Below are 12,798 nucleotides of genomic sequence, written 5' to 3' on the forward strand. Positions count from 1 at the left end.
CAAGGCACACTCAACGGACGAGCCCACCTCGTTGGCCGGCACTCCTCGGTAGGGTGTCATGGCCGATCATGAGGATCACGCGTGGACGGAGGTGTGAACGACAGGTGGTCTCGTCGTCCTCTGGTTTGCGCCCCAGCGCCGGCTCGGGAGTCCGGGTACCCGAGCTGGCGGCCCAGGTCGGCGCGGTGATGGCCGACGGCGTGGCCGTGCCCGACGTGCCGGTCACGGGCGTGACGCTGCGCGCTCAGGACGTGCTGCCCGGTGACCTGTTCGCCGCGCTGCCCGGCTCGACGACGCACGGCGCCCGGTATGCCGGCGATGCGATCGAGGGGGGTGCCGTCGCGGTGCTCACCGACGCCGCCGGGGTCGCCGAGATGGGCGACACCGCCGCGACCGTGCCCACCCTGGTGCACCCCGCGCCGCGCGCCGTGCTCGGCGGCTTGGCCGCCACGGTGTACGGGAAGCCGTCCGAGAAGATCACGGTCATCGGGATCACCGGGACGTCGGGCAAGACCACCACGACCTATCTGGTCGAGTCCGGTCTGCGCGCCGGCGGGCGCACGGCCGGACTCATCGGCACCATCGGCATCCGCATCGACGGCGCCGACATCCCCAGCGCGCTGACCACTCCGGAGGCTCCCGCGCTACAGGCGATGCTCGCGGCGATGGCCGAACGCGGAGTGGACACCGTGGTCATGGAGGTGTCCAGCCACGCGTTGGCCCTGGGCCGGGTGGACGGCACCGGATTCGCGGTGGGCGCCTTCACCAACCTGTCCCGCGACCACCTCGACTTCCACCCCACCATGGCCGACTACTTCGAGGCCAAGGCGGCGCTGTTCGACCCCGATTCGCCGCTGCGCGCGCGGGCAGCCATCGTGTGCATCGACGACGACGCCGGGCGCGCGATGGCCGCCCGAGCCGGTGATGCGATCACCGTCAGCGCCACCGGCGAACCCGCCGACTGGCGCGCTGTGGACGTGGCGCCGATGGGCGCGGGGGGACAAGAGTTCACCGTCGTGGACCCCGCCGGCGTGCACCACCGGATCGGCATCCGGCTACCGGGCCACTACAACGTCGCCAATGCCCTTGTCGCGCTGGCGATTCTGGACGCGGTGGGGATATCCCCGGAGCAGGCCACGCCGGGGATACTGCGAACCCGCGTCCCCGGGCGGCTGGAAGAGATCGACCGCGGCCAGGGTTTCCTCGCGCTGGTCGACTACGCCCACAAGCCGGGCGCGTTGCGGGCGGTGCTGACCGCCCTGGCGCGTCCGGGGCGCCGGCTGGCGGTGGTATTCGGCGCCGGTGGTGAGCGAGACCCCGGCAAGCGCGCGCCGATGGGCGGGATCGCCGCCGAGCTGGCCGATTTGGTCGTCGTCACCGACGACAACCCGCGCGGTGAGGATCCCGCGGCCATCCGGCGCGAGATCCTGGCCGGGGCCGCCGCGGGCGGTGGTCGGGTCCAGCTCGTCGAGATCGCCGACCGCCGGGCCGCGATCGAACACGCGGTGGCCTGGGCCGGCCCCGGGGACGTGGTGCTGGTCGCGGGCAAAGGCCACGAGACCGGGCAGCGGGGGGCGGGGGAGATCCGCCCGTTCGACGACCGGGTGGAGCTGGCTCGCGCATTGAAGGCGCTAAGGACTCCGCGGTGATCGACCTGACCGTCGCCCAAATCGCCGAAATCGTCGGCGGCACACTGGCCGACATCACTCCCGAGGCCGCCGCGGAACTGCGCGTCACAGGCACCGTCGAGTTCGACTCGCGGGCCGTCGGCCCGGGCGGGCTGTTCCTGGCCCTGCCGGGAGCCCGCTCCGACGGCCACGACCACGCGGGCTCGGCGATAGCGGCCGGCGCGGTCGCCGTGCTCGCGGCGCGGCCGGTCGGGGTCCCCGCCGTAGTGGTCGAGCCCCGAGCGCGCCCGGCCGGGAGCGGGCTGGCCGGGGTGCTCGAGCACGACGCCGACGGCTCCGGCGCGGCGGTCCTGGCCGCGCTGGCCACGCTGGCCAAGGCGGTGGCGGCCGAACTGGTGGCGGGCGGGCTGAGGATCATCGGGATCACCGGCTCGTCGGGAAAGACCTCGACCAAGGATCTGGTGGCCGCCGTGCTCGCGCCCCTCGGTGAGGTGGTGGCCCCGCCCGGTTCCTTCAACAACGAGCTGGGCCACCCGTGGACGGTGCTGCGCGCGACGCGGCGCACCGACTACCTAATTCTCGAGATGTCGGCACGCCATCCCGGCAACATCGCCGCACTGGCCGAGATCGCACCGCCGGCGATCGGTGTGGTCCTCAACGTCGGCACCGCCCACCTGGGCGAATTCGGCTCCCGGGAAGCCATCGCACGAACCAAAGCCGAACTGCCACAAGCTGTTCCGTCATCCGGCATCGTCATCCTCAACGTCGACGACCCGGCCGTGGCGGCGATGGCCGGGGTCGCCACGGCCCGGGTGGTCCGGGTCAGCCGTACCGACTCTGGGGGCGGAGAAAACCCAGACGTGTGGGCCGATGGAGTGTCGCTGGACGAACTGGCCCGGCCGCGCTTTACCCTGCACGCGATGGACGTGCGCGGTCCCGTTCAAGCCGACGTGCGGCTCAGCGTTTTCGGCGACCATCAGGTCACCAACGCGCTGTGCGCCGGCGCGGTCGCGCTGCAATGCGGCGCCGGCGTCGACCAGGTGGCGGCCGCGCTGGCCGGGGCGGGGCCGGTGTCGCGCCATCGCATGCAGGTGACCACCCGCGCCGACGGCGTCACGGTGATCGATGACGCGTACAACGCCAACCCCGACTCGATGCGGGCCGGGCTGCAGGCGTTGGCCTGGATCGCCCACGGCGGGGCCCAGCGCGGCTCGAGCCCCCGGCGCAGCTGGGCGGTGCTGGGCGAGATGGCCGAGCTCGGCGAGGACGCGATAACCGAGCACGATCGCATCGGCCGGCTCGCGGTGCGCTTAGATGTGTCTCGACTCGTTGTCGTGGGAACCGGGAGGTCGATGAGCGCCATGCACCACGGGGCCGTCATGGAGGGCTCATGGGGCGCTTCCGGAGATAGAGGGGCCGTCAGCGTGCCCGACGGCGACGCCGCCCTGGCCTTGTTGCGCGCGGAGCTGCGGCCCGGCGACGTGATCCTGGTCAAGGCGTCCAACGCCGCCGGCCTCGGGGCGCTTGCCGAGAAAATGGCCGCGGAGGGCCCAGCCGACTCCGACAGTGGGGCGCGCCCGTGAGACAGATCCTCATCGCGGTCGCCATCGCGCTGACCGTGTCCATCCTGCTGACCCCGGCGCTGATCCGGCTGTTCACCAAGCAGGGGTTCGGGCACCAGATCCGCGAGGACGGCCCGCCGACCCACCACACGAAACGCGGCACGCCGTCGATGGGCGGTGTGGCGATCCTGGCCGGCATCTGGGCGGGTTACCTGGGCACCCACCTGGCGGGACTGGCGTTCGACGGCGAGGGCATTTCCGCGTCGGGTCTGCTGGTGCTGGGACTGGCCACCGTGCTGGGCGCCGTCGGGTTCCTCGACGACCTGATCAAGATCCGCAGGGCGCGCAACCTCGGGCTGAACAAGACGGCCAAGACGGTCGGCCAGCTCGTCGCCGCGGTGCTGTTCGGGGTGCTGGTTCTGCAGTTCCGCAACGCCAACGGCCTGACCCCGGCCAGCGCGAACCTGTCCTACGTGCGTGAAATCGCCACTGTCACACTGGCTCCCGGGCTGTTCGTGCTGTTTTGCGTGGTCGTCGTCAGCGCCTGGTCCAACGCGGTCAATTTCACCGACGGCCTCGACGGGCTGGCCGCCGGTTGCATGGCGATGGTCACCGCCGCCTACGTGTTGATCACCTTCTGGCAGTACCGCAACGCGTGCGTCACCGCGCCGGGGCTGGGCTGTTACAACGTGCGCGATCCGCTGGACCTGGCGCTCATCGCGGCCGCCACCGCCGGAGCCTGCATCGGCTTTCTGTGGTGGAATGCCGCGCCGGCCAAGATCTTCATGGGCGACACCGGCTCGCTGGCCCTGGGCGGCATCATCGCGGGCCTCTCGGTCACCAGCCGCACCGAGATCCTGGCCGTCGTGCTGGGTTCGCTGTTCGTCGCGGAAGTCACCTCCGTTGTGCTGCAGATCGTGGCCTTTCGCACCACCGGGCGCCGGGTGTTCCGGATGGCGCCCTTCCACCACCATTTCGAACTGGTCGGCTGGGCCGAAACCACGGTGATCATCCGCTTCTGGCTGCTCACCGCGATCACCTGCGGCCTGGGCGTGGCCCTGTTCTACGGTGAGTGGCTGGCCACGATCGGCGCCTGATGAGCGGACTCGACCCTTTGATGGCGGGCGCGCCCGTGCTGGTGGCCGGCGGCGGCGTGACCGGCAAGGCGGTGCTGGCGGCCCTGATCCGATTCGGTGCGGCAGCGACCCTGTGCGACGACGACCCGGCCACGCTGGGCCGGTACGCCGACAGCGGGGTGGCGACCGCGACGACGTCGACGGCCGCGCGGCGGGTCTCCGACTACGCCCTGGTGGTCACCAGTCCCGGCTTCTCGCCGTCCACGCCGCTGCTGGCCGCCGCCGCGGCGGCGGGCGTGCCCATCTGGGGTGACGTGGAACTGGCCTGGCGGCTCGACGCGGCGGGCCACTACGGGCCGCCGCGGCGCTGGTTGGTGGTCACCGGGACGAACGGCAAGACCACGACGACGTCGATGCTGCACGCCATGCTGGTCGCCGGGGGGAAAAGCAGCGTGCTGTGCGGCAACATCGGCAGCCCGGTGCTCGACGTGCTGGATCAACCGGCCGACCTGCTGGCCGTCGAGCTGTCCAGCTTCCAGCTGCACCGGGCGCCCTCCCTGCGGCCCGAGGCGGGCGTCGTCCTCAACATCGCCGAGGACCACCTGGACTGGCATTCCACGATGGCGGAATACATCGCGGCGAAGGCCAGGGTGCTGGGTGGCCGGGTGGCGGTGGTCGGGCTGGACGACAGCCGGGCCGCGGCGTTGCTGGACACCGCGGCCGCGCCGGTCCGGGTCGGCTTCCGGGTCGGTGCGCCTGCCGCGGGTGAACTGGGCGTGCGCGACGGGCTGCTGGTCGACCGCGCCTTCGCCGACGACCTGGCGCTCTTGCCGGCCGAATCGATACCGGTGCCCGGCCCGGTCGGGGTGCTCGACGCCCTGGCCGCGGCGGCCCTGGCCCGCAGCGTCGGCGTGTCCGCCGAAGCGATCGGGGCCGCCATCACAACATTCCGGGTGGGCCGGCATCGGGCCGAAGTCGTGGCCGTTGCCGACGGGATCACCTACGTCGACGACTCCAAGGCCACCAACCCGCACGCCGCCGAGGCCTCGGCGCTCGCCTATCCGCGCGTGGTGTGGCTGGCCGGCGGTTTGCTGAAGGGCGCATCCGTCGACGCCGAGGTCGCCAGGATCGCGTCCCGGCTGGTCGGCGCGGTGCTCATCGGGCGGGATCGCGCGGAGGTTGCAGAGGCGTTATCGCGACACGCGCCGGATGTCCCCGTCGTCCAGGTTGTGACAGGCGAGGATGCTGATATGGATGCGACTGCTGTGGTTTCTGGTACTGATGTGACAGAAGTGAGACAGTCGGACGGCGACCTCGGTGCTCGCGTCATGACCGCGGCGGTGGCCGCGGCCCGAGACCTCGCGAAGCCCGGCGACACGGTGCTGCTGGCACCGGCCGGCGCGTCGTTCGACCAGTTCGCCGGCTACGCCGCCCGCGGCGACGCGTTCGCCGCCGCCGTGCGCGCGGCGATCCGGTAGGCGGGCGTGGGTAACGCACTGACCCGGCGGCTGCGCCGGGGCAAAGGAAGCACAGAGACCGCCATGCCCGATCTGGACGAGGCGGCCGAGGCGTCGGACGCCAGGAACGCCGACGCCGCGACGGACGCTTTCGAAACTGCCGACCCCTCGGAGGGCAAGGCCCCGGCGGGCGCAAAAGCTGCAAAAGCCAGGGTCCCGGGCCTGCCGGCCGGCCTGCGCGGCCGGTTCGGGGCCTGGCTGGGCCGACCCATGACGTCGTTTCACCTGATCATCGCCGTCACCGGGCTGCTGACGACGCTCGGTCTGATCATGGTGCTGTCCGCGTCGGGCGTGCGCTCCTACGGCGCCGACGGGTCGGCGTGGGTGATCTTCGGCAAGCAGGTCCTGTGGACGGTCATCGGGCTGGTCGCGGCCTACCTCGCGATGCGCGTGTCGGTGCGGTTCATCCGGCGCGTCGCGTTCACCGGCTACCTCGTCACCATCATCTTGCTGGTGCTGGTGCTCGTTCCCGGCATCGGCAACCTGGCCAACGGCTCGCGTAAGTGGTTCGTGATCGCGGGCTTCTCGATGCAGCCCTCCGAGTTGGCAAAGATCGCGTTCGCCATCTGGGGTGCGCACCTGCTGGCGGCCCGGCGAATGGAGCGGGCGTCGTTGCGCGAGATGCTGATCCCGCTGGTCCCGGCCGCGGTCATCGCGCTGGCGCTGATCGTGGCCCAACCCGACCTGGGACAGACGGTGTCGCTGGGCATCATCCTGCTGGCCCTGCTGTGGTACGCCGGGCTGCCGCTGCGCGTCTTCGTCACCTCGCTGGTGGCGGTCTTCGTCGCAGGCGCGATCCTGGCGATGTCCGCGGGATACCGCTCCGACCGGGTGCGGTCCTGGATCAACCCCGAGAACGACCCCCAGGACACCGGCTACCAGGCCCGGCAGGCCAAGTTCGCGCTCGCCCACGGCGGCATCTTCGGTGACGGCCTCGGCCAGGGCACCGCCAAGTGGAACTACCTGCCCAACGCCCACAACGACTTCATCTTCGCGATCATCGGCGAGGAACTGGGCTTCGTCGGCGCGTTCGGGCTGCTGGCGCTCTTCGGGCTGTTCGCCTACACCGGGATGCGGATCGCGCGCCGCTCGGCCGACCCGTTCCTGCGGCTGCTGACCGCCACCACGACCATGTGGATCCTCGGGCAGGCGTTCATCAACATCGGCTACGTGATCGGCGTACTGCCGGTGACCGGCCTGCAGCTGCCGCTCATCTCTGCCGGCGGAACATCCACGGCCGCAACGCTTTTCATGATCGGGATCATGACCAACGCGGCCCGGCACGAACCGGAGGCGGTGGCCGCGCTGCGGGCCGGGCGCGAAGACAAGGTGAACCGGCTGCTGCGGCTGCCGCCGCCCCAGCCGTACGTGCCCAGCCGCATCGAGGCGTTCCGCGATCGCAAGCAGGTGGGCCCATCAGCGGCCGGGAAGGGCCCCAAGGCGCCACCGCGGAAGGCGCCCCGCAAACCGGACACGCCGCTGCGGCCCGCCGCCGGCCGAAAGGCTGCCCGGTCGGCCCGCCAGTCTGGGGGCAACGCCCGCGCGCGGGGAGGGCATCATGGATCTGGCCAGCGGTACGCCGGCCAGCGTCCGACACGGCGGGCTCGCGCAATGGAAGGTCAGCGTTACGGGTGAACGGCACGATCAAACAGCCGGCCGGCGGGCTGGGGGCAAGCCCCTCGCCCGCCGGTGCCGCATCATCGGCTCTTGATTCGTTGTCGGTGGTGCTCGCCGGCGGGGGGACGGCCGGCCATGTGGAGCCCGCCATGGCCGTCGCCGACGCGCTCAGCGCCCTGGATCCGCGGGTCAGGATCACCGCGTTGGGCACCCGACGCGGGCTCGAGACCCGGTTGGTGCCCGAGCGGGGCTATCACCTCGAGCTGATCACGCCGGTCCCGCTGCCGCGAAAGCCCAGCGGTGACCTGGCACGGCTGCCGCCGCGGGTGTGGCGCGCCGTCCGGGAGGCTCGCGCGGTGCTCGACGCCGTCGATGCCGACGTGGTGATCGGTTTCGGCGGGTATGTGGCGGTGCCCGCGTACCTCGCCGCCCGCGGCATGCCGGGCGTGTTCGGTCGCAGGCGCCGCGTCCCGGTGGTGATCCACGAAGCCAACGCGCGCGCCGGGCTGGCCAACCGCGTGGGCGCCCGCAGCGCCGCACGGGTGCTGTCGGCGGTGCCGGATTGCGGCCTGCCGCGCGCCGAGGTGGTCGGGGTACCGGTCCGGGCCGCCATCACCGCGCTCGACCGCACGGCGTTGCGCGCCGAGGCGCGCAGGCACTTCGGCTTCGCCGACGACGCGCGGGTGCTGCTGGTGTTCGGCGGCTCGCAGGGCGCGGTCTCCCTCAACCGGGCCGTCTCCGGCGCCGCCGCCGGCCTCGCCGCGGCGGGAGTGGCCGTGCTGCACGCGCACGGACCCAAGAACACCCTCGAGCTGCGCGCGCCCCAGCCGGGCGACCCGCCGTACGTGGCGGTGCCCTACCTGGACCGGATGGACCTGGCCTACGCCGCCGCCGATCTGGTCATCTGCCGGTCCGGGGCGATGACGGTCGCCGAAGTCTCGGCCGTCGGCCTGCCGGCCATCTACGTGCCGCTGCCGATCGGCAACGGAGAGCAGCGGCTCAACGCGTTGCCGGTGGTCAACGCCGGGGGCGGCATAGTCGTCGCCGACGCCGCCCTGACGCCGGCCGTGGTCGCCCGCGAGGTGGCCGCGCTGCTCACCGACCCGCCGCGGTTGGCGGCGATGACGACGGCCGCCGCGCGGGTGGGACACCCGGATGCCGCGCGCCAAGTGGCCCAGGCGGCGCTGGACATCGCCCGATTGGCATCCCGGAGACGACGGTGAGTGCCGAGCAACTGCCGCCCGAGCTGCGCCGCGTGCACATGGTGGGCATCGGGGGAGCCGGCATGTCGGGGATCGCCCGCATCCTGCTGGACCGGGGCGGGCTGGTTTCCGGGTCCGACGCCAAGGAGTCGCGCGGCTTGCACGCCCTGCGGGCCCGGGGCGCGGAGATCCGCGTCGGCCACGACGCGTCGTCGCTGGACCTGTTGCCCGGCGGCCTCACGGCGGTCATCACCACCCACGCGGCGATCCCGAAGACGAATCCCGAGCTCGTCGAGGCGCGCCGGCGCGGCATTCCCGTGCTGTTGCGGCCGGCCGTGCTGGCCAAGCTCATGGCCGGGCGCACCACGCTGATGGTGACCGGCACGCACGGCAAGACGACGACGACGTCGATGCTGATCGTGGCCCTGCAGCACTGCGGGCGCGACCCGTCGTTCGCGGTCGGTGGGGAACTCGGCGAGGCCGGCACCAACGCCCACCACGGCAGCGGCGACTGTTTCGTCGCCGAGGCCGACGAAAGCGACGGCTCGCTGCTGGAATACACGCCCGACGTCGCGCTGGTCACCAACGTCGAAACCGATCACCTGGACTTCTACGGCAGCGCCGACGCGTACGTCGGCGTGTTCGACGCGTTCGTGGAGCGGCTTGCCCCCGGGGGAGCGCTCGTCGTGTGCACCGATGACCCGGGGGCGGCGGCGCTGGCCGAACGCACCGCCGCACTGGGAATCCGGGTGCTGCGCTATGGCTCCGCCGACCGGCCGGGCGAACCGTTGGCGGCCAGGCTGGTGTCCTGGGAGCAGCAGGGCACCGAGGCGGTCGCGCACATCCAGCTGGCCTCGGAACCGGTCCCAGAAGAGCATCCGCGCGTGATGCGGCTGTCGGTGCCCGGACGGCACATGGCGCTCAATGCGCTGGGCGCGTTGCTGGCGGCGACCGAGATCGGTGCCTCGGCCGACGATGTGCTCGACGGGCTGGCCGGATTCGAGGGCGTGCGACGGCGGTTCGAACTGGTCGGGACCTCGGGAACTGGCCAGGAATCGGTTCGGGTGTTCGACGACTACGCCCACCATCCCACGGAGATCGGCGCCACCCTGGCGGCGGTTCGCACGGTCCTCGAGCAGAGCGGCAGCGGTCTCGGTGGCCGTTGCATCGTGGTGTTTCAGCCCCACTTGTATTCGCGTACAAAGGCTTTCGCCGCCGAATTCGGTCGCGCGCTCGACGCCGCCGACGAGGTGTTCGTCCTCGACGTCTACGGCGCACGCGAACAACCGCTCACCGGCGTCAGCGGGGCCAGCGTCGCCGAGCACGTCAGCGTGCCGGTGCGCTACCTCCCGGATTTCTCCGCGGTCGCCGAGGAGGTCGCCGCGGCCGCCGGTCCCGGCGACGTCGTCGTCACGATGGGTGCGGGCGACGTGACCCTGCTGGGTCCGGAAATCGTGACCGCGCTGCGGGTGCGCGCCAACCGCAGCGCGCCGGGCAGGCCGGGGATCCCACGATGACCGAGCCGAACGAGGCTGCCCCGGCCGATCCGGGGGCCGACTCCTCCGACAGCGTGATCACCGAACCGCTCGTGGTGGCGGCGCAGGACTGTCCGGCGCAGGAGGATCAGGCCGAATTCGAAGGGCCACGCCGACGGGCCCGCCGTGAACGGGCCGAGCGCCGCGCCGCGCAGGCGCGCGCCCGAGCCATCGAGGACGCCCGCCGCGAGGCCAAACGCCAGGCCGGCGGGCATATCGTCAGCCCACCCAAAAGCCCCGCCCGCGGCGTCGTCCGAGGCCTGAAAATGCTGCTCGTCAGCGTGGTGGTGGCCGTCGTCGGGGTCGGGCTCGGGCTGGTGCTGTATTTCACCCCCGCGATGTCGGCGCGCGACATCGTCGTCACCGGCACCGGAACGGTGACGCGCGAGGAGGTCCTGGATGCTGCGCGGGTGCGGCCGGGAACGCCGCTCCTGCAGATCAACACCAACCAGGTCGCCGAGCGGGTGGCGGCGATTCGGCGGGTGGCCAGCGCGCGCGTGCAGCGGCAATATCCGTCGGCCCTGCGCATCACCATCGTCGAGCGGGTTCCGTTGGTAGTGAAGGATTTTCCGGACGGTCCACACCTGTTCGACCGCGATGGCGTCGACTTCGCGACCGCGCCGCCGCCTCCGGCGTTGCCCTACATCGATGTCGCCGACCCCGGACCCGGCGACCCGGCGACCAAGGCCGCGCTGCAGGTGCTGATCGCGCTGCGCCCCGAGGTGGCGGGCCAGGTGGGGCGGATTGCGGCCCCGTCGGTCGCCTCGATCACGCTGACGCTCAACGACGGGCGGGTGGTGATCTGGGGGACCACCGACCGCACCGAGGAGAAGGCCGAGAAGCTGGCCGCGCTGTTGACGCAGCCCGGGCGGACCTACGACGTGTCCAGCCCCGATCTGCCGACCGTGAAGTAGCCGCGCAGCTCGCGCGCGAAAAGTAACGCCACAAAAATTTGCGTGCCGCGCGTCGGCGCGCCTGCGGGATTAGCGCCCGTCAGACCCATACCGTTCTGTTTGCGCGGAACTACTTGACATAACTCTAAGCCTATGGTTGAGGTTGAGGGTTTGCCAAGCGGACACACCGAGTCCCACCAGGGAGGAAGAAGAATGATGACCCCCCCGCACAATTACTTGGCCGTCATCAAGGTTGTGGGTATCGGTGGCGGCGGCGTCAACGCCGTCAACCGGATGATCGAGCAGGGCCTCAAGGGCGTGGAGTTCATCGCCATCAACACCGACGCGCAGGCGCTGTTGATGAGCGACGCCGATGTCAAGCTCGACGTCGGCCGCGACTCCACTCGCGGACTGGGCGCCGGCGCCGACCCGGAGGTCGGGCGCAGGGCCGCCGACGATGCCAAAGACGAGATCGAAGAACTGCTGCGCGGCGCGGACATGGTGTTCGTCACCGCCGGCGAAGGCGGCGGGACCGGCACGGGCGGGGCACCCGTCGTGGCCAGCATCGCCCGCAAGCTGGGCGCGTTGACCGTCGGCGTGGTCACCCGGCCGTTCTCCTTCGAGGGCAAACGGCGCGGCAATCAGGCCGAAACCGGCATCGCCTCGCTGCGGGAGAGTTGCGACACCCTCATCGTGATCCCCAACGACCGGCTGCTGCAGATGGGCGACGCCGCGGTATCGCTGATGGACGCGTTCCGCAGCGCCGACGAGGTGCTGCTCAACGGCGTGCAGGGCATCACCGACCTGATCACCACGCCGGGCCTGATCAACGTCGACTTCGCCGACGTCAAGGGCATCATGTCCGGCGCCGGCACCGCGTTGATGGGCATCGGCTCGGCGCGCGGCGAGGGCCGGTCGCTCAAGGCCGCCGAGATCGCGATCAACTCGCCGCTGCTGGAGGCGTCGATGGAGGGCGCCCAGGGCGTGCTGATGTCGATCGCCGGCGGCAGCGACCTGGGCCTGTTCGAGATCAACGAGGCGGCCTCGCTGGTGCAGGACGCCGCCCACCAGGACGCCAACATCATCTTCGGCACCGTCATCGACGACTCGCTGGGCGACGAGGTGCGCGTCACCGTCATCGCGGCGGGCTTCGAGGCCAGCGGACCGGGCCGCAAGCCGGTCATCGGGGGCAGCGCCGGGGAGAAAGCCGGCGCGCACCGGATCGAGTCGGCGAAGGCCGGCAAGCTCACCTCGACGCTGTTCGAGCCCGTCGACGCGGTCAGCGTGCCGGTGCACACCAACGGCGCGACCTTGAGTATTGGCGGCGACGACGATGACGTCGATGTGCCGCCGTTCATGCGCCGCTGACGCCGTGCGGGTGACAGAGGAGCCCCGGTCGGCTTCGGGGCGGCCCGGCCGGCCGTGCTTTCCGCGGTTTTCTGATACTTGTCACGTGAGCGTTCGCATCCGGCGGGTGAGCACCACCCGCGCCGGCGGTGTCTCGGCGCCGCCGTTCGACACCTTCAACCTGGGCGACCACGTCGGCGACGACCCGGCGGCGGTGGCCGCCAACCGGTCCCGGCTGGGCGCCGCCATCGGCCTTGGCGCCGACCGGGTGGTGTGGATGAACCAGGTGCACGGCGATCGGGTCGAGGTGGTCGACGCGCCGCGGAGCGCCGCCGTCGGCGGCAGGGTGGGCGCCGACGCGTTGGTCACCGGCACGCCGCGATTTGCGCTGGCGGTGGTGTCCGCCGACTGAGTGCCGGTG

Annotated in this window: 9 protein-coding genes and 1 pseudogene; all 10 read left to right on the plus strand. The window is 71.7% G+C overall.

The window, feature by feature from the left end:
- Positions 1 to 68 precede the first annotated feature (68 nt).
- A complete protein-coding gene (locus tag JWP83_RS27610) occupies positions 69 to 1,649 on the plus strand; it encodes a UDP-N-acetylmuramoyl-L-alanyl-D-glutamate--2,6-diaminopimelate ligase (protein WP_297737935.1) in 1,581 nt (526 codons plus the stop codon).
- Entirely contained in the window at positions 1,646 to 3,211 is a 1,566-nt protein-coding gene (gene murF, locus JWP83_RS27615; protein WP_297737938.1) for a UDP-N-acetylmuramoyl-tripeptide--D-alanyl-D-alanine ligase, read from the plus strand. The genes JWP83_RS27610 and murF overlap by 4 nt, the downstream gene beginning before the upstream one ends.
- Complete coding sequence (gene mraY, locus JWP83_RS27620) at positions 3,208 to 4,287, plus strand: phospho-N-acetylmuramoyl-pentapeptide-transferase (protein WP_297737941.1); 1,080 nt, start codon at positions 3,208 to 3,210, stop codon at positions 4,285 to 4,287. The genes murF and mraY overlap by 4 nt, the downstream gene beginning before the upstream one ends.
- A complete protein-coding gene (gene murD / locus JWP83_RS27625) occupies positions 4,287 to 5,744 on the plus strand; it encodes a UDP-N-acetylmuramoyl-L-alanine--D-glutamate ligase (RefSeq protein ID WP_297737944.1) in 1,458 nt (485 codons plus the stop codon). The genes mraY and murD overlap by 1 nt, the downstream gene beginning before the upstream one ends.
- 6 nt (positions 5,745 to 5,750) lie before the next feature.
- Positions 5,751 to 7,418, plus strand: a complete 1,668-nt coding sequence (ftsW, locus tag JWP83_RS27630) for a putative lipid II flippase FtsW (protein WP_297737947.1) — start codon at positions 5,751 to 5,753, stop codon at positions 7,416 to 7,418.
- Complete coding sequence (gene murG / locus JWP83_RS27635; protein WP_297737950.1) at positions 7,415 to 8,623, plus strand: undecaprenyldiphospho-muramoylpentapeptide beta-N-acetylglucosaminyltransferase; 1,209 nt, start codon at positions 7,415 to 7,417, stop codon at positions 8,621 to 8,623. The genes ftsW and murG overlap by 4 nt, the downstream gene beginning before the upstream one ends.
- A complete protein-coding gene (gene murC / locus JWP83_RS27640) occupies positions 8,620 to 10,119 on the plus strand; it encodes a UDP-N-acetylmuramate--L-alanine ligase (protein WP_297737953.1) in 1,500 nt (499 codons plus the stop codon). Before murG ends, murC begins: the two co-directional genes overlap by 4 nt.
- Positions 10,116 to 11,051 (plus strand): cell division protein FtsQ/DivIB, encoded by a 936-nt coding sequence (locus JWP83_RS27645; RefSeq protein WP_297737957.1) that lies wholly within the window; start codon positions 10,116 to 10,118, stop codon positions 11,049 to 11,051. Before murC ends, JWP83_RS27645 begins: the two co-directional genes overlap by 4 nt.
- 195 nt (positions 11,052 to 11,246) lie before the next feature.
- Positions 11,247 to 12,398, plus strand: a complete 1,152-nt coding sequence (gene ftsZ / locus JWP83_RS27650) for a cell division protein FtsZ (protein ID WP_297737959.1) — start codon at positions 11,247 to 11,249, stop codon at positions 12,396 to 12,398.
- Positions 12,399 to 12,483: 85 nt separating this feature from the next.
- Positions 12,484 to 12,786: pseudogene (locus JWP83_RS27655) on the plus strand (laccase domain-containing protein); the annotation flags it as partial.
- Between the last annotated feature and the right edge of the window lie 12 nt (positions 12,787 to 12,798).

The sequence above is a fragment of the Mycobacterium sp. genome (assembly GCF_025965855.1).
In the GTDB taxonomy this organism is placed as follows: domain Bacteria; phylum Actinomycetota; class Actinomycetes; order Mycobacteriales; family Mycobacteriaceae; genus Mycobacterium.